Below are 21,236 nucleotides of genomic sequence, written 5' to 3' on the forward strand. Positions count from 1 at the left end.
CCTGGGGGTGAGATGATACCGATCATGAATCGCCGGCAACTCTGGAGGGATCTTTCGCGCTTTCCGTGGGGCAACACCGCCGTGGTGCTCGGCGAGCGCTTTCGCGAGGATCGCCTGGGCCTGACGGCCAGCAGCCTGACCTTCACCACCACCATCGCGATGGTGCCCTTCTTCACCGTGGCGCTGGCGCTGTTCACGGTGTTCCCGATGTTTTCCAAGATGCAGGGCCGGGTGCAGCGCTGGCTGATCGAGAGCCTGATCCCGGACAACATCGCGCGCCAGGTGGTCGGCTATCTCAACCAGTTCGCGAGCAAGGCGAGCGGCCTGGGCGTGGCCGGCCTCGCGGTGCTGCTGGTGACCGCGATCGCGCTGATCCTCACCATGGACAAGACGCTCAACAACATCTGGCGCGTGCGCACGCCGCGGCCCTTCGCGCAGCGGGTGCTGATCTACTGGGCCGCGATCACGCTCGGTCCGCTGGTGCTGGCGGTCAGCCTGAGCACCACCGCCTATGTGTTCTCGGTCTCGCGCGACGTGGTCGGCGGCGCCATCGTGAAGCTGCTGTTCGATACCTTCGAATTCTTCCTGCTCGCGGGCGGCATGGCGTCGCTCTACCACTACGTGCCCAACACGCACGTGAAGTGGGCCCATGCATGGGCCGGCGGCCTGTTCGTCGCCGCCGCGATCGAGATCGCCAAGCGCGGGCTGGCCTACTACCTCAGCCTGGTGCCGACCTATTCCATGGTCTACGGCACCTTCGCGACGGTGCCGATCCTGCTCGTATGGATCTACGTCGCCTGGGTCATCGTGCTGCTGGGTGCGGTGATCGCGGCCTATCTGCCCAGCCTGCTGAGCGGCGTCGAACGCGCCGGCGGCATGGCCGGCTGGCCGCTGCAGCTGGCCATCGAGGCGCTGCAGCATCTGGCGCGCGCCGGTGCCACGCCCGCGCGCGGGCTCGGCGCGGCCGAGCTGGTGGCCCGGATGAGGGTCGATGCGCTGCAGCTCGCGCCGGTGCTCGAGACGCTGGTCGCGCTCGACTGGATCGCGCCGATCGCCGAAGAGCCGGACGACGAGGATCCGCGCTTCGTCCTGCTGGCCCGGCCCGACGACACGCTGCTCGAACCGCTGCTGGTCCAGCTGCTCATGCCGAGGACGCCGCCGCTCGGCAGCCTCTGGGACAAGGGCCCGTTGCGCACGCTGCGGCTCGGCGACGTGCTCCATGCCCCTCGCGCTGAAGCCAGAGCGGCTTGATTCGATAATGGCGCGGGCTCCCGATCCACTCACCTGACTGACTGGCCTTGACCGACTTCTCCACCCAGACGAATCCCGCCGCGCCCGACGACCGCAGCTGGGTCGTCTGCCTGTGCGCCGAATGGTGTGGCGCCTGCCGCGAATACCGGCCGCTGTTCGAGCAGGTGGCGCGCGCGCATGCGCAGTTCCGCTTTGCGTGGGTCGACATCGAGGACCATGCCGAGCTGGCGGACGAATTCGATGTCGAGACCTTTCCGACGCTGTTGATCGCCGGCACCGACGGCACGCGCTTTCTGGGGCCCCTGTTGCCGCACGCCGAAACGCTGGCGCGCCTGTTGGGCGCGCTGCAGCCGGCGCAGCCGTCGGCGCCGGAAGTGGCGACACTGCTCGACGCGCTCGGGCGCGAGCCCGCGGGCTTCTCGGTCGCCTAGCGCGTCACCGTCACGGTCCCACCATGAACATCCTGCTCTTCGGCGCTACCGGCATGGTCGGGCAGGGCGTGCTGCGCGAATGTCTGCTCGACGCCGGCGTGACGCGGGTGCTCGCCGTCGGGCGCAGCCCGACCGGTCAGACCCATCCGAAGCTGCGTGACCTGGTGCTTGCCGATCTGGGTGATTGCAGCAGCGTCGAGGCCGACCTGTCGGGCTTCGACGCCTGCTTCTTCTGCCTCGGCGTTTCCTCCGTCGGCATGAAGGAAGAGGCCTATCGGCGCATCACCTACGATCTCACGCTGACGATCGCGCAGGCGCTGGTGCGGCTCAACTCGCAGATGACCTTCGTCTATGTGTCGGGCGCAGGCACCGACAGCACGGAGCGCGGCCCGCGCATGTGGGCGCGCGTGAAGGGCGCGACCGAGAACGCGCTGATGCGGCTGCCCTTCAAGGCCGTCTACATGTTCCGCCCCGGCTTCATCCAGCCGATGCACCGCGTGCGGTCCAAGACGGCGCTCTACCAGGCGATCTACGTGCTGGCCACGCCGATCTTCGCCCTGCTGAGCCGGCGGATGCCGGACCGCATCACGACCAGCGAGCGCATGGGCCAGGCAATGGTCGCCGTCGCCCGGCACGGCGCCGTGAGGCCGCTGCTCGAGGTCGCGGACATCAACGCGCTGGCGGCCATCAGCCGGCCAGAAAATCCCTGAGCGCGAACAGCACCGCATCGGGCGCCTCGCTCATCAGCGCGTGGCCTGCGTTCACGGTCACCGTTGCGGCATTGCGTGCCTTGGCGGCCAGGGTGCGGGTCGCGCGCGGCGGCGTCATCTGGTCGGCGGCGCCGAGCAGGAACAGCGTCGGGCATTGCACCGCGGCCATGGCCTCTTCGCCGTTCGCGTAGTCGTTGCAGGCCGTGAAGCCGATGTGGAAGACGTTGGCTTCGCGGTTGCTTGCGAGCACGCGGCGCATGAGCGCGCGCGAGCTGCCATGCAGCCAGGTGCCCGGGCCGAGCGAGGAGGGCGGCGGCGCGAGCATCGAATGCGAAAAGGTGTTGACCATCGCGATCGCGCGCTGCGGGTCGTTCAACGCGCCTTCCAGCAGCGCGGGCGACACCGTCATCGGATAGGCCGTGCCGACCATCGCCAGGTGCGTGACGCGCTGCGGCGCCTGCGCCGCGGCCTCGAGCGCGATCAGCGAGCCGAAGCTGTGGCCGATCAGCGCCGCCTTCGGCGCGCCGGCCGCGTCGAGCAGCGCGACGACGAAGCGGGCCGCGTCCTCGACGCGCGCGGGCGGCGGGCCTTCGCTGCGGCAATGGCCCGGCAGGTCGATCGCCAGCACGTTCCAGCCGTGGTTGGCGAACCAGCGGCTCTGCAGGATCCACACGCTGTGGTCGTTGAGCACGCCGTGGATGAACACCACCGTCGGCTTCGCGGTATCGAAGGGCTTGCCGCCGGTGTAGGCGTAGGTGCGCTGGCCGTTGACGACGAGCTCCATCACGCACCCACCTTTTCCGCCGCCTTGAGCGCGCGCTTCAGGTCATCGATCAGGTCGGCCGGGTCTTCGAGCCCGATCGACAGCCGGATCGTGCCCTGCGAGATGCCGGCCTGGGCCAGTGCCTCGTCCGTCATGCGGAAGTGCGTCGTGCTCGCGGGATGGATCACCAGGCTGCGGCAATCGCCGACGTTCGCCAGGTGGCTGAAGAGCTTGAGCGCGTCGATGAACTTCTTGCCCTGCTCGCGGTTGCCCTGGAGGTCGAAGCTGAAGACCGCGCCCGCGCCCTTCGCGCCGTGACGCAGCAGCTTGCCTGCCAGCGCGTGGCTCGGATGCGATTCGAGCAGCGGATGCCCGACGCGCGCGACGAAGGGATGCGCGGCCAGGAACTCGACCACCTTCTGCGTGTTGTCGATGTGGCGCTCCATGCGCAGCGGCAGCGTCTCGATGCCCTGCAGGATCAGCCATGCGGTGTGCGGACTCATCGAGGCGCCGAAGTCGCGCAGTCCCTCGCGCCGCGCGCGCAAGAGAAAGGCACCGACGGTGCTCTCTTGGCTGAAGACCATGTTGTGGAAGCCGTCGTAGGCTTCGGTGAGCTCGGCGAATTTGCCCGAGCGTTCCCAGTCGAAACTGCCACTGTCGACCACCACGCCGCCAATCACCGTGCCGTGGCCCGACAGGAACTTGGTGGCCGAGTGGTAGACCAGGTCGGCGCCCCAGTCGAAAGGCTTGATCAGATAGGGCGAGGTGAGCGTGGAGTCGACCAGCAGCGGCACGCCGGCCGCGTGCGCGATGTCGGCGACGGCCGGGATGTCGAGCACGTCCAGTCCCGGATTGCCCACGGTCTCGCCGAACAGCAGCTTCGTCTCCGGCCGGATCGCCGCGCGCCAGCCATCCAGGTCGCCGGGCCTCACGAAGGTGGTCGAGATGCCGAAGCGGCGCATCGTGTAGTGCAGCAGGTTCTGCGAGCCGCCGTAGAGCGCGGTGCTGGCGACGATGTGGGAACCTGCGCTCATCAAGGTCGCGATGCACAGATGCAGCGCGGCCTGGCCGCTCGCGGTCGTGATGGCGCCGATGCCGCCTTCGAGCGCGGCCACACGCTGTTCGAGCACCGCGTTGGTCGGATTGCTCAGGCGCGAATACACATGCCCCGCGCGCTCGAGATTGAAGAGCGCCGCCGCATGGTCGCTCGACTCGAAGACGAAGGAGGTGCTCAGGTGGATCGGCACCGCGCGCGCGCCGGTCGCGGGGTCGGGCGCGGCGCCGGCATGCAGTGCCAGCGTGTCGAAGCCGGGGTCGGAATAGCCGGGCATGGAGGTCTTTCGGTTTCGTGTCGGGTGTTTGCAATGCCCGGTTACGCGTGCAATGCCTGCAACGCGCGTGGGGGCCTGTGGATGCGCGGCCATTGTGGGCTATATTCAAATCGGCACGCCGCCGAGCAAGCAGCAAGTGAGGAGCACCACGATGAAAGTCAGCGACATCCTGCGCGTCAAGGGCAACACGCTTTATACGACCGCGCCCGACGAACCACTGGCGGACGCGGTCACCACCATGGCCGACAAGGACATCGGCTCGCTGGTCGTCATGGAGCATGGCGACCTGGTCGGCATGCTGACTTTCCGCGAGGTGATCGTGGCCATCGTCGCCAACGGCGGCCAGGTCGGCGGCACGCTGGTGCGCAAGGCGATGGACGACCATCCCGTCACCTGCACACTGGAGACCGACCTCGACGAGATCCGCCGCATCATGCTGGAGCGCCATGCGCGCTACATGCCGGTGATGGACAAGCGCATGCTGATGGGCGTGATCAGCTTCTACGACGTCGCCAAGGCCGTGGTCGACAGCCAGAACTTCGAGAACAAGATGCTCAAGGCCTACATTCGGGACTGGCCGACGGAGGAATAGCTCGCCCCCGGGCTTGCTCACTTCGTGTAGCCGCCTACCCCCTACCGGGGGCAACACCGGCGGCCCGGCGGAGCCGGATCCGCGGTGTTTCACCAACGGGCGTGGCTGCGCCGGCCCTCGCTGCGCGGGTTCTGGGTTCGACGGTCGCTGGCGCTTGGAGCAGCTCTCTCTCAGTGCATCTCGGCGGCGGTGTGGATGACTTCGCGCACGCGCGGGTAGATCTGTGTGTTCCACTTGCTGCCGCTGAAGACGCCGTAGTGGCCGACGCCGGCCTGCAGGTGGTGCGTCTTGAGGTAAGGCCGGATGCTCATGCACAGGTCCTGGGCTGCCACGGTCTGGCCCACGGCACAGATGTCGTCGCGTTCGCCTTCGACCGTCAACAGCGCGGTGCGGCGAATCGATGAAGGATCGACCTTGCGGTCGCCGACCGTGAGCGCGCCGCGCGGCAGGTCGTAGGTCTGGAACACACGCTCCACCGTCTGCAGATAGAACTCTGCCGGCAGGTCGTTGACGGCGAGGTACTCGTCGTAGAAATGGCGGATGGTGTCGGCCTGGTCGGTCTCGCCGTCGACCAGGTGTTCGTAGAGCTTGATGAACTGCTGCTTGTGGCGCTCCGGATTCATGCTCATGAAGGCCGCGAGCTGCAGGAAGCCCGGGTACACGCGCCGCATCACGCCGGCATGCGGCCATGGCACGCGGCTGATCAGGTTGCGTTCGAACCAGTCGATGGGACGCTCGTTCGCGAGCTTGTTGACCAGGGTCGGGTTGACGCGGCAGTCGACCGGCCCGGCCATCAGCGTGAGGCTGCTCGGTGCAGCCGGATTGTCGTCCTCGGCCATCAGCGCGGTCGCCGCCAGCGCGGCCACGCACGGCTGGCAGACCGCGACCATGTGGGCGCCCGGCCCGATGGTCTCGAGGAACCGGATGAGTTGCCGCGTGTAGTCGTCGAGCCCGAAGCCGCCATGCCACAGCGGCACGTCGCGCGCGTTGTGCCAGTCGGTCACGTACACGTCATGGTGGTGCAGCAAGGTGCGCACGGTCTCGCGCAGCAGGGTCGCGAAATGGCCCGACAGTGGTGCGGCCAGCAGCACCGGCGGCTGCACCGCCCTGGTGTCCTTGCGAAAGTGCAGCAAGGTGCCGAAGGGCGAGACCAGCGCGGCTTCTTCTGTCACCGCAACCGCTTCGCCGTCGACCTCCACGCGCTCGATGCCGTAGGCGGGGCGGCTGTGCGTGAGACGCATGCGGGAGTACACCTCCATCGCCGCCGCGAAACTTCGGGCGATGCTGCGTTCGGTGCTCGCCGGCCAGAGCGCGTTGGCCACGTTGCCGAGATGCTGGGCTGCGAGGCGCGACGGCGAGAGCAGGTCGGCGTTGTTTTGGTAGGCCCGGTACAGCATGCGTCTGCCGCAGGCAAGTTATGGGCCAAGGACGCCCGAGTCGCCGCGCAGGCGCACTGTTCTGGCACAGGCCTTGCACGGTTGCCGATGCCGATCCGGCAGCCGAGGAGCACCAGCATGGCCAAACCTGTTCTCACCATCAGCAGCAAGAACTACGGTGCGTGGTCGCTGCGCGGCTGGCTGATGTGTCGCCTGGCAGGCCTGGACTTCAGTGAGAAGGTGATTCCCCCCGACGACCCCGCGATGAAGGCCGAGATGCTGCTGCTTTCGGCCTCGATGCTGGTGCCGTCGCTGCTGCACGGCGGCATCAAGGTGTGGGACACCCTGGCCATCGGCGAATACCTGAACGAGATCAAGCCCAAGGCGGGACTGCTGCCGGCCGATGCCAAGGCCCGCGCCCACTGCCGCGCCATCTGCGGCGAGATGCATTCGGGCTTCAGCGCAATGCGCGGTTCGCTGCCGATGAACGTCAGGGCGAAGTTTCCGAGCTTCAAGATCTGGTCGCGTGCGCAGACCGACATCGACCGCGTGCTCGCTATCTGGCGGGAGTGCCTGAAGGACTACGGCGGCCCCTTTCTCTTCGGCAAGCAGCCGTGCATGGCGGATGCGATGTATGCGCCCGTGGTCACGCGCTTCATGACATACGACGTTGCTCTCGATGGCGCCTGCGCCGCCTACTGCAAGCACGTCATGGCCCTGCCCGCCATGCAGGAATGGATCCACGCCGCGAAGCAGGAACCCGAGGAGATCGACGAGCTCGACGCCGAGTTCTGAGCCGCCGGCCTCAGGTCCGCGGCCGGAACATCCGCAGATCCAGCGTCGATTCGTTGCCCAGCCACATGGCGTGGGCGGTGTGGTCGGCGTAGTCGTCGCCGGTCACGCCGTGCACGAACACGTCGAGGCCGTTGCGGTGGGCGTCGAGCCAGGCAATGACTTCATCGAACTCGGCGGCGTCGAAGGCGATCTGGCAGCTCCAGTGCGGATGCGGCCCCACGAGCCGCTCATGCACGCGGCCAACCACGACCAGCAGGCTGCGTCCGGCTTCCTCGGCCATCGCGCGCGCCTGGGCCATGGTGTCGGGGCCGAAGTAGAGGTGCGCGTGGTATTGCGGATAGAGGTTTTCGGGACGGCGTGGCATGGCGATCTCGCTGGAGGATGGGGCCGACTCTAACGCGATGTGCACGCGCGGCGAAATGATGGAATACTGGATGTTTATCCAGTATTGAAGGACGCCTCATGGCCGACGCTTTCATCCCGGTGACCGCGCTCAAGGGCCGCGGCGCAGCCACCCGCATCCCTCACCGTTTCGAGCGCGACGCGCGCGACGCCTTCGACGACGGCTGGGGCACGCTCGAGGAGGGCGCCGCCGATCCGCTGCCGCCGCTCGCGACCGAGGTGCGCTTCGAGGACGTGAAGTCGGTGCTGAGCGAGAACGACTCGCCCGACGTCCCCTTCGACCGCTCGCTCAATCCCTACCGCGGCTGCGAGCACGGCTGCATCTACTGCTTCGCGCGGCCGACGCACAGCTACCTCAACCTGTCGCCGGGGCTCGACTTCGAGACCAAGCTGATCGCCAAGCGCAACATCGCCGAAGTGCTGCGCGCCGAACTCGGCCGGCGCAATTACCGGCCGAGCCATCTCGCGGTCGGCACCGCGACCGATTGCTACCAGCCGATCGAGCGCGAGCTGCGCCTCACGCGCTCGGTGATCGAAGTGCTGAAGGAAACGCGCCATCCCTTCGGCCTCGTCACCAAGTCGAGCGCGGTCGAGCACGACCTCGATCTGATCGCGCCGATGGCGGCCGATCATCTCGCCGCGGTCTACGTCACCATCACCACGCTCGACGGCGAGCTTGCGCGCAAGCTGGAGCCGCGTGCCGCCGCGCCGCATCGCCGGCTGCGCACGGTGCGCACGCTGGCCGAGGCTGGCGTGCCTGTCGGCGTCAGCGTCGGCCCGCAGATTCCCTTCGTCACCGAGGACATGGAACAGGTGCTCGAAGCCGCATGGCAGGCCGGCGCCCGCTGCGCGTTCTACACGGTGATCCGCCTGCCCTGGGAAGTCGCGCCGCTGTTCCGGCAATGGCTCGAGCTGCACTACCCGCAGCGCGCGGGCCGGATCATGGCGCGCATCCGCGAGATGCGCGGCGGCAAGGACTACGACGCCGACTTCGCGACGCGCATGAAGGGCAGCGGCCTGTGGGCCGAGCTGATCCGCCAGCGCTTCGAGAAGGCGACGCAGCGCATCGGCTTCAATCGCGAGCGCATCGCGCTCGACCTCAGCGCGTTCCGGCCACCTGGCGCAGCGGGGCAGGGCAGCCTGTTCTAGGATCGGCCACGGCACCGGTGCCGCACCAGTCGCCGCCGAGCGCCTTCACCAGGAATACCGCGGTCAGCATGCGCTGGCCGAGCAGCTGCGCGGCCTGGCGCTCCGCGGTCAGCAGGGATTGCTGGGCGGCGATCACGTCGAGGTAGGTCGATGCACCGCCTTCGTAGCGGCTGGTCGCCATGTCGAGCACGCGGCGCGCGGCGCCCACGGCCGTCAAGGCCTGCGACGATGCACGGTCGAGCGCGGCGAGGCCGGTGATGCCGTCCTCGGCCTCCTGCATCGCGTTCAGCACGACGCGACGGTAGCTGGCCACGCTGGCGTCGTAGCCGGCACGCGCGAAGTCGACGTTGGAGCGGATCCGGCCGCCGTCGAACAAGGGCGCCGTGGCCGAGATGCCGAGCGACCACAGCAGACTGGGCGCGTTGAACAGCGCCGACAGCTTGTTGCTGTCCACGCCCGCCACCGGCGCCAGCATGACGCTGGGATAGAAGGCCGCGGTGGCGACGCCGATCTGCGCGTTGGCGGCGGCCATCGCGCGCTCCGCCGAGGCGACATCGGGCCGTCGCTCCAGTGCTTCGGAGGGCACGCCGAGGGGAATGGGCGGCGGCGTGATGGGCCGCAGGTCGGGCGCCAGCGTGAACGAAGGCGCCGGCGTGCCGATCAGCGTCGCGATCGCGTGTTCGTACTGCGAGCGCTGCTTGTTCAACACGTCGACCTGTGTCAGCGTGGCGTCGAGCAATGCCTGCTGCTGCGCCACGTCGAGGCCCGACACCGCGCCGAGTTCGTGCCGCGAATCGACGAGGTCGAGCGCATGGCGCTGCAGCGCGATCGAGCGCGTGACCACATCGAGCTCGATGTCGGTCGAACGCAGGTTGAAATAGGCCGAGGCCAGATCGGTGGTCAGCAAGAGCCGCGTGTTCTCGAGATCCGCTGCGGACTGCGCGACGGAGGCCGTCGCGCCTTCGGCCGAACGCTGCACCCGGCCCGCGAGATCGAGCTCGTAGCCGGCCGTGAGCGACAAGGCGAAGTCGTTCTGCACGGTCTCGGCGTTGGGCGACGAATAGTTGGTGAGTGGCCGGTTCGCCGAGATCCTCAGCCGCTGCGCCCGCGTGCCGATGCCGAGTTGCGGATAGCGTGCGGCCTGGCTGCCGGACAGCGTGGCGCGCGCCTGCGCGAGGCGTGCGCCGGCCAGGTCCAGCGTGGGGCTGTTGGCCTGCGCCTGCCGTTCCAGCGTGTCGAGCGCCGCGTCGCCGAAGCGCTGCCACCACGGACCCTTGTCGGCCATGTCGCTGGGCACGCCCTGCTGCCACGGCGCTTCAAGCTTCCAGCTGACGGGAATGTCGACCGCCGGCGCCTTGTAGTCCGGCCCGACGGCGCAGCCGGCGAGCAGCGCCGCGAGCCCCACGGCCGTCGATGCGCGCCGCAGGCTCATGGTGTGCACCCTTGGCGCTTCGCGCCTTCCGGCCAAGCGGGAGCGAGCTTGCCTGGAGCGGTCCGGCGCAGCGCTCACGCGGGCTCCTTGGCGATCGTGACCACGTCGCCCTCGGCCAGCGAGTCGGAGGGGTTCAGCACCATCCGGTCCTTGGCGTCGAGGCCGTCGAGCACCTCCACGGTCTCGCCGTAGTTGCGCCCGAGGCTGATCGCGCGCAGATGGACGTGGCCCGCCGCGTCCACCACCGCGACGCGCGTGCCTTCGGCCCGGAACAGCAGCGCGTTGGCCGGAATGGTGAGCGTGCGGCTGGCCGCCAGCGGCAGCGACACCTGGACGTAGGCGCCAGGCAGCAGCGTGCCGTCGCGGTTCGGCAGCGAGACCTCGACCTGCATCATGCGCGTGCTCGCGTCGATGGCACCGGAGGTGCGCGCCACCTCGCCGCGGAAGCTCTGGCCGCGCAGCTCGGCCTGCGTCACCACCACCGGCTGGCCGGCCTTGACGAGTTGCGCATAGGCCTGCGGCACGTTGACGTACACGCGCAGCGGATCGGTCTGTGCGAGCAGGAACAGCGCACGGCCGCCGCCACCGCCGCCGCCATCGATCAGGTCGCCGACATCGACGTTGCGTCGGGTGATCACGCCCGCGAACGGCGCCAGCACGCGCTTGAAGCCCTCGGTCTGCTGCAGCCGCTGCACGTTCGCATCGGCGGCGGCGACGTTGGCCGTGGTCTGCGCCACCGCGCTGCGCCGCTCGTCGAGGTCCTGCTGCGAAACCACGTCCTTCTTGCGCAGGGCCTCCCAGCGCGCGACCGTGCTCCTGGCCAGCTCCAGGCTGGACGCCGCCTGCTGCCGCGCGGCGATGGCCTGCGAGAGCTGCTGGTCGATCTCGGGCGTCTCGATCTCGGCCAGCAGTTCGCCCTTCTGCACGCGGCTGCCGATGTCCTTGGTCCAGCGCTTGAGGTAGCCGCTCGCGCGCGCCGAGATCGGCGATTGCACGAAGCCCTGCAGTGTGCCCGGCAAGGCCAGTGTCTGGCCCTCGCCCGCGGTCTGCGGCCGGGCGGTCTTGACGTACTGCGCGGCGCGCTCGGTGGTGCCGGCCTCGAGTGCGCGCGCGTTGGCGATCCGCACGAAGATCGTGCGCGCGGCGCCGATGGCCAGCAGCACGACCACGATCAGCACCGCGATGCGCGTGCGGCGCACGATCTGCCGGCGCTTCAGCAGCGCGTGGTGCTCGCCATCCTCGTCGAGCTCGATGGGGTGGATGGCCAGGCCCGCGTGGCGTTGCTCGGACATGGTGTCAGGTCTCCTGGGGCGTGGCCCCGAGCGAAGGTGGCGTGGGGGGAGCGGCGCCTTCGGCTTCGCGTGCTGCCTTGCGGTGGGCGCGGCGGTTGTGGATGCCGGCATAGACGGCCGGCACGAAGAACAGCGTCGATACGGTGGCGAAGATCAGGCCGCCGATGACCGCGCGCCCGAGCGGCGCGTTCTGCTCGGCGCCTTCGCCGAGGCCGAGCGCCATCGGGATCATGCCGATGATCATCGCCAGCGCCGTCATCAGCACCGGCCGGATGCGCGTGGCGCCGGCCTCGAGCGCGGCCGACAGCGGCGGCACGCCGGCCGCCAGGCGCTCGCGCGCGAAGGACACCAGCAGGATGCTGTTGGCCGTTGCCACGCCCATCGTCATGATGGCGCCCGTGAGTGCCGGCACGCTCAGCGTCGTGCCGGTGATGAACAGCATCCATGCGATGCCGGCCAGCGCCGCCGGCAATGCGGTGATGATGATGGCGGCATCGATCCACGACTGGAAGGTGACGACGATCAGCAGGTACACCAGCACGATCGCCATCGCCAGCCCGACGCCCAGGCCGATGAAGGACGACTGCATCGTCTGCACCTGCCCGCGCAGCGTCACCTGGCTGCCGCGCGCGAGCTTGGGCCGCACCTCGTCGACCAGCGCGCCGACCTTGGCGGCCACGCTGGCCAGGTCGGTGCCCTGCACGCTCACGTAGACGTCGACCACCGGGATGATGTTGTAGTGCGAGACCACCTGCGGCTGGCGGCTGGGCTGCGCTTCCACCAGGTTGCCCAGCAGTTGCTGCGGCGAGCCGGCCGCGGCCGCCGCCGCCGAGCCCGAGGCGCCGACGGGAATGTTGAGCAGCGAGTCGAGCGAATCCACCGTGTACTGCGGCGACTGCACCGCGATGCTGTAGACCACGCCGTTCTGCGGGTTGAGCCAGAAAGCCGGCGCCGTCTGCGAGCTGCCCGACAGCGCGATCAGCACGTTCTGCCCGACGTTGGCCGCCGTCAGCCCGTACTGCTGCAGGCGCGTCCTGTCCATCTGCAGGTTCTGCGCCGGGCCGTCGAGCCGCTGATGGATGTGGGCGTCGACCGCGCCCGGGATCTTGCGGATGGCCTTGACCAGCTCGGCCGCATGGGCGGCATTGCCGGCCATGTCGTTGCCGCTGAACTGCACGTCGATCGCCGCCGGCAGGCCGAAGTTCAGGATCTGCGTGACGATGTCCGCCGGCTGGAAGAAGAACTCGATGCCCGGAAAGCGCTTGGGCAGCTCGGCCCGCAGCAGGCTGACGAATTCGTCCGTCGGGCGGTGCCCCTCGCGCAGCGACATCAGGATCTCGCCGTCCAGCGTGCTGATCGTGCCGGCGTTGCTGTACGAGAGGTTGATGCCGCTGTTGGGCACGCCGAGGTTGTCCAGGATGGTCTCGAGCTGGTCCTTGGGCACCAGCTCGCGGATCGCCACTTCCACCTGGTCGGTCAGCCGCGCCGTCTCCTCGATGCGCGTGCCGGTGGGCGCGCGCATGTGCAGCCGGATCTGACCCGCATCCACGCTCGGGAAGAAGTCGCGCCCCAGCACCGGGTACAAGAGGCAGGACAAGAGGCAGAAGCCGAGGAACACCGCGATGAAGCGCCCGCGTCTGGACAGCAGTGTCGACAGCACCAGCGTGTAGGCTCGGCGCACGCGCTCGAACTGGCGGTCGAAGTTGCGGTAGAGCCGCTGCAGCAGGCTCGGCTTGCCCTTTGCCGCATTGGCATGCACGCCGCCCATCAGGAGCATCACCAGCGTCGGCACCAGCGTGCGCGACAGCAGGTAGGACGCGATCATGGCAAACACGACCGCCTCGGCCAGCGGCACGAACAGGAAGCGCGCCACGCCCGAAAGAAAGAACATCGGCACGAACACGATGCAGATGCACAGCGTCGAGACGAAGGCCGCGGCGCCGATCTCGCCGGCGCCGACCTCGATGGCCTCGTTCAGCGCGGTGCTCATGTGCAGGTGGCGCTCGATGTTCTCGATCGTCACGATCGCCTGGTCCACCAGGATGCCGACCGAGAGCGCGAGCCCGCCCAGCGTCATGAGGTTGAGCGTCTGCCCGAGCGCGAACAGGACCAGGATGGAGGCCAGGATCGACAGCGGGATGGTCAGCCCGATGATCAGCGTGCTGCGCCAGTTGCCGAGGAAGAGCAGCACCATGGCGGCGGTCAGCGCGGCCGCGATGACGGCTTCGGCCACCACGCCCTTGACGGCCGCCTTCACGAACAGCGACTGGTCGAACAGCGGCGTGACCTTGATGTCGGCCGGCATGCCCTGCGCGGCCACCGGCAGCAGCGCCCGCAGGTTGGAGACGATGTCCAGCGTCGAGGCGCCGCCGTTCTTCAGCACCGACAGCAGCACGCCGCGCACGCCGTCCTGGCGCACCACGTTGGTCTGTGGCGAGAAGCCGTCGCGCACGTAGGCGACGTCGCGCAGGTAGGTGGTCGCGCCGTCGACGGTGCGCACCGGCAGGTCGTTGAGCCCGGCGATCTCGTCGGGCGAGCCGTTCATGCGCACCGTGTACTCGGTGGCGCCGAACTTGGCCGTGCCGGAGGGCAGGATCAGGTTCTGCGCGTTGACGGCATTGACCACGTCCGCCGGCGACAGTCCGCGCGCCTGCATCGCCCGGGTGTCGAGGTCGACCGAGATCAGCCGGTTCTTGCCGCCGTAGGGAAAGGGAATCGCCACCCCCGGCACCGTGATGAGCTGCGGGCGCAGCTGGTTGATGGCGGCATCGAACAGCGAGTTCTCCGGCCGCGCGTTGCTCGACAGCGCCAACTGGATGACCGGGATGCTGGAGGCCGAATACTTGATCACCAGCGGCGGCGTGATGCCCGGCGGCAGCTGGCGCACCTGCGTCTGCATCGACGCCACCACCTGGGCGATGGCGGTCTCGATGTTCGCGGTCGGCTGGAAGAAGATCTTGATCACGGCCACGCCCGAGAGCGACTGCGACTCGATGTGCTCGATGTCGCTGACGGTCGTGGTCAGGCTGCGCTCGGTCTGGCCGGTGATGCGCTGGCCCATCTCCAGCGCCGGCAAGCCGTTGTAGTTCCAGATCACGCTGACCACCGGAATGTTGATTTCCGGGAAGATGTCCGTCGCCATGCGCAGCAGGACGAGCGGTGTCGCCAGCACGATCAGCATCGCCATCACGATGAAGGTGTACGGACGACGCAGTGCAAGCTGGACCATGGACGCTGCTGCTGGGGGTATCGGCGATGCGGAGGAACCGCATCATAAGGAAATGGAATTACATCCCGCGCCGTGGCGCAGGAAGCCCTCAAAAGGCGTTCGGAACCGTCAATTCCAGCGCATCGAAGACGCGCATCGCGGCGTAGGCGTCGTTGGCGGCATAGCGGATCTGCGCATCCGTCAGTTGCCGGTTGGCCCAGTTCGAGGTGGTCGCCTTGCGCGACTTGACGAAACGGCGGTTGAACACCAGCGCCACCGCCGTCTTCACGCCGACCGACTTGCGGTAGCCGCGGCGGCGGAACTCGGTGTCGATGTCGAACACGGCGCGCGGGTCGACGCCCAAGCGCTGGCGGATCAGGCTCAGGTCGGTCGACAGGCCGAAGCCGACCTTGGCCAGCGCGGTGGAGGCCAGCAGCGCGGCCAGCGTCTCGCGGCACTCGGTGTGGTGCAGCTGGAAGATCCAGGCTTCGCGCAGCGTCGCGAATTGCACCACGTGCGGACCGCCGGACACCTCGTTCTTCGCGAAGGTCGGCTTCGACTCGGTGTCGAAGCCGGCCACGCCCGCGGCCAGCAGCGCCGTGGCGGCGGCCTGCGCCTGCTGCAGCGTGGCGACGACGCGGATGTCCCGCAGCCCGAGGCCCTCGAAGGGTTCGAGCAGGGCGATCTGCTCGCGTTCGGGCAGTGGGGGAGGGGCGGCGGGAGTCATGGTCGAAGCCGATTGTCGCTCGTTGACGCTCGCGGATATGGTTGATAGTATCAACAATATAAACCCACGGAGACGGATGTGAAGCAATCGATGTTCTCGGGCGGCCGCAGGGATGCGCTGCGCTTTCTTTCGGCGGCGGCCGCCGCCGGCGCCTGGCCCGCCGCGTGGGGCCAGGAGACCTTCCCGGCCAAGCCGATCCGCGTGATCGTGCCCTTTGCACCCGGCGGCGCGATCGACGTGGCCGTGCGCGCGATGACCGAGAAGGTGTCCCTCGAGATCGGCCAGCCCGTGGTGGTGGATGCCAAGCCCGGCGCGGGCACCATCGTCGGCGCCGATGCCGCGGCCAAGGCGGCGCCCGACGGCTACACCGTGCTCGTGACGACCAGCAGCACCACCATCAACAATGCCGGCGCCTACAAGAAGCTGCCCTACGACCCGGCCGCGAGTTTCGCGCCGGTCACGATGGTGTCGCTCGGCAGCGTGATGTTTGCCGGGCCCGCGACAGCGCCCTACGGCAACCTCAAGGAGTTCGCAGCGTGGGCCAAGGCGCAGAACCGCCCGATCACTTTCGGCAGCTGGGGCAAGGGCTCGTCGGGTCATCTGTTCGGCGAGCTGCTGCGCACGCGCTACGGCCTGAACATGCAGCACGTGCCCTACAAGGGCGACGTGCAGGCGCTCACCGACGTGCGCGGCGGCGTGCTCGACACCACCTTCTCGAGCCCGGTCAGCGCGCGCCCGCTGGTGCGCGCCAACTACATCAAGGGCCTGGGCATGACCGGGCCGCGGCGCTCCGGCGGCATGCCCGAGTTGCAGACCTTCGGCGAACAGGGCTTCGCCGGCTTCGAGCTCGCGGGCTATGTCGCCGTCTATGTGCCGGCCGGAACTCCCAAGCCCGTGATCGAGCGCCTCAACAAGGCCTTCGTCGCCGCGATCCGCATGCCGGAGGTGTCGCAGCGGCTGATCGACCAGGGGCAGGACCCGATCGCCAGCACGCCCGAGGAACTGGCCGAGGTCTACAAGCGCGACGCGCCGCAATGGCTGGCGCTGATGAAGGCCGCCGGCGTCGAGCCGGAATAGACACCCGCACAGGACGCATTCCATGAACGCACCGCAAGACCACCGCCACATCATCCCGATCCGCAGCGCCTACGAGCTGCCCGAACCGATCGTGCGCGATGAACTCGTGCGCACCGGCCGCGGCACCGCGATGGGCGAGCTGCTGCGCCGCTACTGGCATCCGGTCGGCCTGTCGAGCGACGCCGGCGACACGCCGCGCCAGATTCGCGTGCTCGGCGAGGACCTGATCCTGTTTCGCGCCGGCAACGGCGAGCCCGGCCTGCTGCATCCGCGCTGCGCGCACCGCGGCGCCTCGCTGCTCTACGGCAAGGTCGAGGAGGACGGCATCCGCTGCTGCTACCACGGCTGGAAGTTCGACCCGCGCGGCCAGTGCCTGGAGCAGCCCTGCGAGCCCGGTGGCGGCAGCCGCGTCGGCCGCATGCTGCAACCCGGCTATCCCGTGGCGGAACGCTATGGCATGGTCTGGGCCTACATGGGTCCGCCCGCGAAGCAGCCGGTGCTGCCGCGCTTCGAGCCTTTCGAGCAGCTCGAGGAGGGCGAGTTCATCGAGGCCGACGACCAGAGCATCGGCGGCGGCGGTCCGGTGATCGTCGACTGCAACTGGTTCCAGCATTACGAGAATGTGGTCGACCCGTGGCACGTGATGGTGTTGCACGGCAGCTTCTCGGGCACCCAGTTCACCGATGCGATGCTGCGCGCACCGACGATCCGCTTCGACACCACGCCGATCGGCGTGAAGGTGACTTCGCTGCGCACGCTGGACGACGGCTCCCTCTTCCGCCGCGTGACCGAGGCCTGCGTGCCGACCTGGCGCGTGGTGCCGAATCCGCGTGTCGGGCAGTACGCGCGGGTCGAGTCGATCGGCTTCATCCTGCCGATCGACGACACGCACTTTCGCATCTACACCGTGGCGCGCGTGCGCACGGCGGGCGAGCTCACGGGCTTTCGTTCGCGCCAGGGCGGCAAGCTCTGGCGCGAGCTCACGCCCGAGGAGCATCGCCGCTTCCCCGGCGACTACGAGGCGCAGACCAGCCAGGGCGAGATCACCTGGCATTCGCACGAGAACCTCGCGACCAGCGACCGCGGCATCGCGCTGCTGCGCCGGCTGGTGCAGCAGCAGGTCAAGACGGTGGCCGAGGGCGGCGACCCGGCCGGCGTGCGTTTCGATGCGAAGGACGAGCTGGTGCGCTTCGAGGCCGGCAACTTCCACGATCCGAAGCCTGCGCAGGCCGGCGCCTGAGCGACCGCTGTCAGGGCTGCTTCTTTTCCTCTTCGGCGACCATCGCCAGTGCCTTGATCTTGAGCTTGGCGAGGATCGTGACCAACTGCGCCGCCTCGTCCTCGCTCAGCACGCTGCGAAAGGCCCGGTCGCGTGCCTGCGCGCTGCGCGACAGGCCCTTGAGGGTCGTGCTGCCGAGGGCCGTGAGTTCGAGCTGCGCCGAGCGCGCATCGGTGCTGTGCGCGTTGCGCGCCACCATGCGGCGCTCGACCAGCGCGCTCACGATGCGGCTGATCTGCGCCTTGTCGGTGCTCGAGTAGTCGGTGAGCACGCGCAGCGTCACCGGCTGCAGGTAGTCGATCAGCGCCAGCGTGCGCCATTCCATCAGGCTGGTGTCGTGCTCGCGCCGAAAGCGCAGCGCGGCACTGCGGCGCAGTGCGTCCGAGGTGCTGTTGACCTCGTAGCTCAACAGCCGGCGAAAGACGGGGGCGGGCGCGCGGTTGGCAGGCATGGCGCGCTCAGCTCCGCAGCAGCCTGCCGTGGTGCGACAGGTGATCGGCGATGAAGCTCTGGATGAAGTAGTAGCCGTGGTCGTAGCCTTCGTGCCGGCGCAGCGTGAGCGGCTGGCCGGCCGCGCGGCAGGCGGCCTCGAAGCGCTGCGGATGCAATTGCTCGGCGAGGAATTTGTCGGCCAGGCCCTGGTCGATCAGGATGCCGGCCGGGTAGGGCGCGGCGGTCTGCGATTGCATCAGCGCGCTGGCATCGTGCGCGAGCCAGGCGCCGCGGTCGGTGCCGAGGTAGCCGCCGAAGGCCTTCTCGCCCCACGGGCATTGCGTTGGCGCGCAGATCGGCGCCAGCGCCGAGAGCGATTGGAAGCGCCCCGGATGCCGCAGCGCCAGCGTGAGCGCGCCGTGGCCGCCCATCGAATGGCCGAAGAGACCGATGCGCCCGGCATCGATGGCAAAGGCCTGCGCGACGAGCGGCAGCAGCTCATGCATGAGCCAGCTTTCCATGCGCCAGTGGCTGCGCCACGGCGCCTCGGTCGCGTCCAGGTAGAAGCCGGCGCCGATGCCGAAGTCCCAGCTCGCCGTCGCGCCCTCGATGCCTTCGGCCTGCGCGCCGCGCGGACTGGTGTCGGGCGCGACGAGCGCCAGGCCGAGTTCGGCGGCCAGGCGCTGGGCGCCGGCCTTGACCATGAAGGTTTCCTCGTTGCAGGTCAGGCCCGCGAGGTACATCAGCGCGGGCACCGGGCCCACTTGCGCTTGCGGCGGCAGGAACACCGAGAAGCGCATCGGCAGACCGATCTCGCGCGAGGCATGTTCATGGAAGCTCTGCACGCCGCCGAAGCAGCGGTGTTCGGACGTCGTCTTCAGGGTGTTGTCGGTCATGGACGTGGAATGAGTTCGAGCACCGCATCGGCGAAGACGCGCGGCGCTTCCTGCGGCATGTTGTGGCCGACGCCGGGCACGATGCGGTGCGAGCGCGGGCCGCTGAAGCGGTGCGCCTGGGCCGATGCGTCGGCGGGCGGGCGCACGCCGTCGTCGGCGCCGTCGAAGGTGATGGTCGGCACGGCGATCGCGGGTTGCGATGCCAGCCTGGCCTCGATGCCGGCATAGGCGGGATCGCCCGGCACCAGGCCGAAGCGGTGGCGGTACGAGTGGATCACCACCTCGACGAAGTCCGGGTGGTCGAAGGCTGCGGCGCTGCGTTCGAAGCTCGCATCGTCGAAGTGCCAGGTCGGCGACCAGAGTTTCCACAGCAGCCGCGCGATGCCGCGCCGATCGGCTTCGAGCCCGGCGCGCCCGCGCTCGCCATGGAAGTAGTACTGGTACCAGAGCCGGTATTCCTTGTCCGCCGACTCGGGCGTCATGGCCCGCGCGATGTCCTGGATGTTGTAGCTGTTGTACGAGACCAGCCCCGCGCAGCGCTCGGGCCAGAGCGCCGCGACCACGCAGGCGGCCCGGCCGCCCCAGTCGTAGCCGGCCAGCACCGCGCGCGGGATGGCGAGCGCATCCAGCAGCGCGAGCAGGTCTGCGCCCAGCGCGGCCTGCTCGCCCGAACGCGGCGTCGCCGCATCGAGGAAGCGGGTCGCGCCGTAGCCGCGCAGGTACGGCACGATCACGCGGCATCCCGCCGCGGCCAGCAAGGGCGCGACCTCGGCGTAGGCATGGATGTCGTAGGGAAAGCCGTGCATCAGCAGCACGGGCGGGCCGTTCGCCGGGCCCTCTTCGGCATAGGCGATCTCAAGCACGCCGGCCTTGATCGTGCGCAACGCTTGCATGGTCTTCATCGAGACGCCTTCGGGCCGGCCCGGGATCAGTACAGAACCACGCCGCGAATGGACTCACCCCGCTTCATCAGGTCGAAGCCTTTGTTGATGTCTTCCAGCGGCATGGTGTGCGTGATCAGGTCGTCGATGTTGATCTTGCCCTCCATGTACCAGTCCACGATCCTGGGCACATCCGTGCGCCCGCGCGCCCCGCCGAAGGCCGAGCCTTCCCACTTGCGCCCCGTCACCAGCTGGAACGGCCGCGTGCTGATCTCCGCGCCCGCCTCCGCCACCCCGATGATGATGCTGCGCCCCCAGCCCTTGTGCGTGCACTCCAGCGCCTGGCGCATCACCTTCGTGTTGCCGATGCACTCGAAGCTGTAGTCGGCGCCGCCATCGGTCAGTTGCACGATCGCGTCCACCACGTTCTCCGTGTCCTTCGGGTTGATGAAGTGCGTCATGCCGAACTTGCGCGCCATCGCCTCGCGTTCGGGGTTCAGGTCCACGCCGATGACCTTGTCCGCGCCCACCATCTTTGCGCCCTGGATCACGTTCAGGCCGATCCCGCCCAGGCCGAAGACGACCACGTTGGCGCCGGCCTCCACCTTGGCCGTGAAGATCACCGCGCCGATGCCGGTGGTCACGCCGCAGCCGATGTAGCAGACCTTGTCGAAGGGCGCGTCCTCGCGGATCTTGGCCAGCGAGATTTCCGGGGCCACCGTGTAGTTGCTGAAGGTGGAAGTGCCCATGTAGTGAAAGAGCGGCTTGCCGTCCAGGCTGAAGCGGCTGGTGCCGTCGGGCATCAGGCCCTTGCCCTGGGTGCTGCGGATGGACTGGCACAGGTTGGTCTTGCGCGAGAGGCAGAACTTGCACTGGCGGCATTCGGGCGTGTACAGGGGGATGACGTGGTCGCCCTTCTTCAGGGTGGTGACGCCGGGGCCGACGTCGACGACGATGCCCGCGCCCTCGTGGCCGAGGATGGCGGGGAAGATGCCTTCGGGGTCGGCGCCGGAGAGGGTGTAGTAGTCGGTGTGACAGATGCCGGTGGCCTTGATCTCGACGAGCACTTCGCCGAACCTGGGGCCGGCGAGGTCGACGGTTTCGATGCTCAGGGGCTGGCCGGTTTGCCAGGCGATGGCGGCTTTGGTTTTCATGGGTCTTCAGCTTCGATTCGAGGAGCGGGCACTATAAGATGCCCGGCACTGGAGCGTC

Annotated in this window: 20 protein-coding genes; 8 read left to right on the plus strand and 12 right to left on the minus strand. The window is 68.7% G+C overall.

Annotated elements, in window-relative coordinates; genetic code table 11:
• The first annotated feature begins 12 nt into the window (after positions 1–12).
• The 3 genes from WDLP6_RS08290 to WDLP6_RS08300 are packed head-to-tail and all read left to right on the plus strand — an operon-like array spanning position 13 to position 2,392.
• Positions 13–1,251: a YihY family inner membrane protein gene (locus tag WDLP6_RS08290; protein ID WP_162591946.1), complete on the plus strand. Its 1,239-nt coding sequence runs from the start codon at positions 13–15 to the stop codon at positions 1,249–1,251.
• 47 nt (positions 1,252–1,298) lie between these two features.
• A complete protein-coding gene (locus tag WDLP6_RS08295) occupies positions 1,299–1,682 on the plus strand; it encodes a thioredoxin family protein (RefSeq protein ID WP_162566566.1) in 384 nt (127 codons plus the stop codon).
• Positions 1,683–1,705: 23 nt separating this feature from the next.
• A complete protein-coding gene (locus WDLP6_RS08300) occupies positions 1,706–2,392 on the plus strand; it encodes an NAD(P)H-binding protein (protein WP_162566567.1) in 687 nt (228 codons plus the stop codon).
• Here the strand turns inward: WDLP6_RS08300 and WDLP6_RS08305 are convergent.
• Both WDLP6_RS08305 and WDLP6_RS08310 read right to left on the minus strand, forming a co-directional pair.
• Complete coding sequence (locus tag WDLP6_RS08305) at positions 2,370–3,176, minus strand: alpha/beta fold hydrolase (RefSeq protein ID WP_162591947.1); 807 nt, start codon at positions 3,174–3,176, stop codon at positions 2,370–2,372. The genes WDLP6_RS08300 and WDLP6_RS08305 overlap by 23 nt on opposite strands.
• Entirely contained in the window at positions 3,176–4,486 is a 1,311-nt protein-coding gene (locus WDLP6_RS08310) for an O-acetylhomoserine aminocarboxypropyltransferase (protein ID WP_162591948.1), read from the minus strand. Before WDLP6_RS08310 ends, WDLP6_RS08305 begins: the two co-directional genes overlap by 1 nt.
• A gap of 151 nt (positions 4,487–4,637) precedes the next feature.
• On the opposite strand from WDLP6_RS08310, the gene WDLP6_RS08315 reads away from it, so the two are divergent.
• Positions 4,638–5,078, plus strand: coding sequence for a CBS domain-containing protein (locus WDLP6_RS08315; RefSeq protein ID WP_162566570.1), 441 nt, complete (start codon positions 4,638–4,640; stop codon positions 5,076–5,078).
• Positions 5,079–5,248: 170 nt separating this feature from the next.
• Here WDLP6_RS08315 and WDLP6_RS08320 read toward each other — a convergent pair whose 3' ends face one another.
• Entirely contained in the window at positions 5,249–6,475 is a 1,227-nt protein-coding gene (locus WDLP6_RS08320; RefSeq protein WP_162591949.1) for a polyhydroxyalkanoate depolymerase, read from the minus strand.
• Positions 6,476–6,592: 117 nt separating this feature from the next.
• Here WDLP6_RS08320 and WDLP6_RS08325 point away from each other — a divergent pair, with 117 nt between their 5' ends.
• Entirely contained in the window at positions 6,593–7,249 is a 657-nt protein-coding gene (locus tag WDLP6_RS08325; protein WP_162566572.1) for a glutathione S-transferase family protein, read from the plus strand.
• Between the two features lie 10 nt (positions 7,250–7,259).
• Here the strand turns inward: WDLP6_RS08325 and WDLP6_RS08330 are convergent, their stop codons facing one another.
• Complete coding sequence (locus tag WDLP6_RS08330) at positions 7,260–7,613, minus strand: DOPA 4,5-dioxygenase family protein (RefSeq protein ID WP_162591950.1); 354 nt, start codon at positions 7,611–7,613, stop codon at positions 7,260–7,262.
• 98 nt (positions 7,614–7,711) lie between these two features.
• Between WDLP6_RS08330 and WDLP6_RS08335 the strand changes: the two genes are divergently transcribed.
• Positions 7,712–8,800, plus strand: a complete 1,089-nt coding sequence (locus WDLP6_RS08335; RefSeq protein ID WP_162591951.1) for a PA0069 family radical SAM protein — start codon at positions 7,712–7,714, stop codon at positions 8,798–8,800.
• Here the strand turns inward: WDLP6_RS08335 and WDLP6_RS08340 are convergent.
• The 4 genes from WDLP6_RS08340 to WDLP6_RS08355 form a co-directional block, all read right to left on the minus strand.
• A complete protein-coding gene (locus tag WDLP6_RS08340; RefSeq protein WP_174259856.1) occupies positions 8,751–10,232 on the minus strand; it encodes an efflux transporter outer membrane subunit in 1,482 nt (493 codons plus the stop codon). The genes WDLP6_RS08335 and WDLP6_RS08340 overlap by 50 nt on opposite strands.
• Before the next feature lie 74 nt (positions 10,233–10,306).
• Positions 10,307–11,524 carry an efflux RND transporter periplasmic adaptor subunit gene (locus WDLP6_RS08345; RefSeq protein ID WP_162591953.1) on the minus strand — a complete coding sequence of 406 codons (1,218 nt, stop codon included), beginning with the start codon at positions 11,522–11,524 and terminating at the stop codon, positions 10,307–10,309.
• Positions 11,525–11,528: 4 nt separating this feature from the next.
• Positions 11,529–14,753 carry an efflux RND transporter permease subunit gene (locus WDLP6_RS08350; protein WP_162591954.1) on the minus strand — a complete coding sequence of 1,075 codons (3,225 nt, stop codon included), beginning with the start codon at positions 14,751–14,753 and terminating at the stop codon, positions 11,529–11,531.
• Between the two features lie 88 nt (positions 14,754–14,841).
• A complete protein-coding gene (locus WDLP6_RS08355) occupies positions 14,842–15,459 on the minus strand; it encodes a 3'-5' exonuclease (protein WP_162591955.1) in 618 nt (205 codons plus the stop codon).
• 78 nt (positions 15,460–15,537) lie between these two features.
• On the opposite strand from WDLP6_RS08355, the gene WDLP6_RS08360 reads away from it, so the two are divergent.
• Positions 15,538–16,536, plus strand: a complete 999-nt coding sequence (locus WDLP6_RS08360; protein WP_162591956.1) for a Bug family tripartite tricarboxylate transporter substrate binding protein — start codon at positions 15,538–15,540, stop codon at positions 16,534–16,536.
• 22 nt (positions 16,537–16,558) lie between these two features.
• Positions 16,559–17,776: an aromatic ring-hydroxylating dioxygenase subunit alpha gene (locus WDLP6_RS08365; RefSeq protein WP_162591957.1), complete on the plus strand. Its 1,218-nt coding sequence runs from the start codon at positions 16,559–16,561 to the stop codon at positions 17,774–17,776.
• Positions 17,777–17,786: 10 nt separating this feature from the next.
• Here the strand turns inward: WDLP6_RS08365 and WDLP6_RS08370 are convergent, their stop codons facing one another.
• The 4 genes from WDLP6_RS08370 to WDLP6_RS08385 are packed head-to-tail and all read right to left on the minus strand — an operon-like array spanning position 17,787 to position 21,178.
• Positions 17,787–18,266 (minus strand): MarR family winged helix-turn-helix transcriptional regulator, encoded by a 480-nt coding sequence (locus tag WDLP6_RS08370; RefSeq protein ID WP_162566580.1) that lies wholly within the window; start codon positions 18,264–18,266, stop codon positions 17,787–17,789.
• A gap of 7 nt (positions 18,267–18,273) precedes the next feature.
• Complete coding sequence (gene fghA / locus WDLP6_RS08375) at positions 18,274–19,143, minus strand: S-formylglutathione hydrolase (protein WP_162591958.1); 870 nt, start codon at positions 19,141–19,143, stop codon at positions 18,274–18,276.
• Positions 19,140–20,045 carry an alpha/beta fold hydrolase gene (locus WDLP6_RS08380; RefSeq protein WP_162591959.1) on the minus strand — a complete coding sequence of 302 codons (906 nt, stop codon included), beginning with the start codon at positions 20,043–20,045 and terminating at the stop codon, positions 19,140–19,142. Before WDLP6_RS08380 ends, fghA begins: the two co-directional genes overlap by 4 nt.
• Positions 20,046–20,071: 26 nt before the next feature.
• Positions 20,072–21,178, minus strand: coding sequence for an S-(hydroxymethyl)glutathione dehydrogenase/class III alcohol dehydrogenase (locus tag WDLP6_RS08385; RefSeq protein WP_162591960.1), 1,107 nt, complete (start codon positions 21,176–21,178; stop codon positions 20,072–20,074).
• Positions 21,179–21,236: the final 58 nt, after the last annotated feature.

This window comes from Variovorax sp. PBL-E5, assembly GCF_901827185.1.
GTDB lineage: Bacteria > Pseudomonadota > Gammaproteobacteria > Burkholderiales > Burkholderiaceae_C > Variovorax.

Excerpts from the sequence above, each read along its gene's own strand:
- WDLP6_RS08350 (WP_162591954.1), bottom strand. The coding sequence starts at position 14,753 with ATGGTCCAGCTTGCACTGCGTCGTCCGTACACCTTCATCGTGATGGCG.
- WDLP6_RS08325 (WP_162566572.1), top strand. The coding sequence starts at position 6,593 with ATGGCCAAACCTGTTCTCACCATCAGCAGCAAGAACTACGGTGCGTGG.
- WDLP6_RS08345 (WP_162591953.1), bottom strand. The coding sequence starts at position 11,524 with ATGTCCGAGCAACGCCACGCGGGCCTGGCCATCCACCCCATCGAGCTC.
- WDLP6_RS08305 (WP_162591947.1), bottom strand. The coding sequence starts at position 3,176 with ATGGAGCTCGTCGTCAACGGCCAGCGCACCTACGCCTACACCGGCGGC.
- WDLP6_RS08380 (WP_162591959.1), bottom strand. The coding sequence starts at position 20,045 with ATGAAGACCATGCAAGCGTTGCGCACGATCAAGGCCGGCGTGCTTGAG.
- WDLP6_RS08330 (WP_162591950.1), bottom strand. The coding sequence starts at position 7,613 with ATGCCACGCCGTCCCGAAAACCTCTATCCGCAATACCACGCGCACCTC.
- WDLP6_RS08370 (WP_162566580.1), bottom strand. The coding sequence starts at position 18,266 with ATGCCTGCCAACCGCGCGCCCGCCCCCGTCTTTCGCCGGCTGTTGAGC.
- WDLP6_RS08315 (WP_162566570.1), top strand. The coding sequence starts at position 4,638 with ATGAAAGTCAGCGACATCCTGCGCGTCAAGGGCAACACGCTTTATACG.
- WDLP6_RS08320 (WP_162591949.1), bottom strand. The coding sequence starts at position 6,475 with ATGCTGTACCGGGCCTACCAAAACAACGCCGACCTGCTCTCGCCGTCG.
- WDLP6_RS08335 (WP_162591951.1), top strand. The coding sequence starts at position 7,712 with ATGGCCGACGCTTTCATCCCGGTGACCGCGCTCAAGGGCCGCGGCGCA.
- WDLP6_RS08290 (WP_162591946.1), top strand. The coding sequence starts at position 13 with ATGATACCGATCATGAATCGCCGGCAACTCTGGAGGGATCTTTCGCGC.
- WDLP6_RS08355 (WP_162591955.1), bottom strand. The coding sequence starts at position 15,459 with ATGACTCCCGCCGCCCCTCCCCCACTGCCCGAACGCGAGCAGATCGCC.
- WDLP6_RS08300 (WP_162566567.1), top strand. The coding sequence starts at position 1,706 with ATGAACATCCTGCTCTTCGGCGCTACCGGCATGGTCGGGCAGGGCGTG.
- WDLP6_RS08340 (WP_174259856.1), bottom strand. The coding sequence starts at position 10,232 with ATGAGCCTGCGGCGCGCATCGACGGCCGTGGGGCTCGCGGCGCTGCTC.
- WDLP6_RS08385 (WP_162591960.1), bottom strand. The coding sequence starts at position 21,178 with ATGAAAACCAAAGCCGCCATCGCCTGGCAAACCGGCCAGCCCCTGAGC.
- fghA (WP_162591958.1), bottom strand. The coding sequence starts at position 19,143 with ATGACCGACAACACCCTGAAGACGACGTCCGAACACCGCTGCTTCGGC.
- WDLP6_RS08365 (WP_162591957.1), top strand. The coding sequence starts at position 16,559 with ATGAACGCACCGCAAGACCACCGCCACATCATCCCGATCCGCAGCGCC.
- WDLP6_RS08310 (WP_162591948.1), bottom strand. The coding sequence starts at position 4,486 with ATGCCCGGCTATTCCGACCCCGGCTTCGACACGCTGGCACTGCATGCC.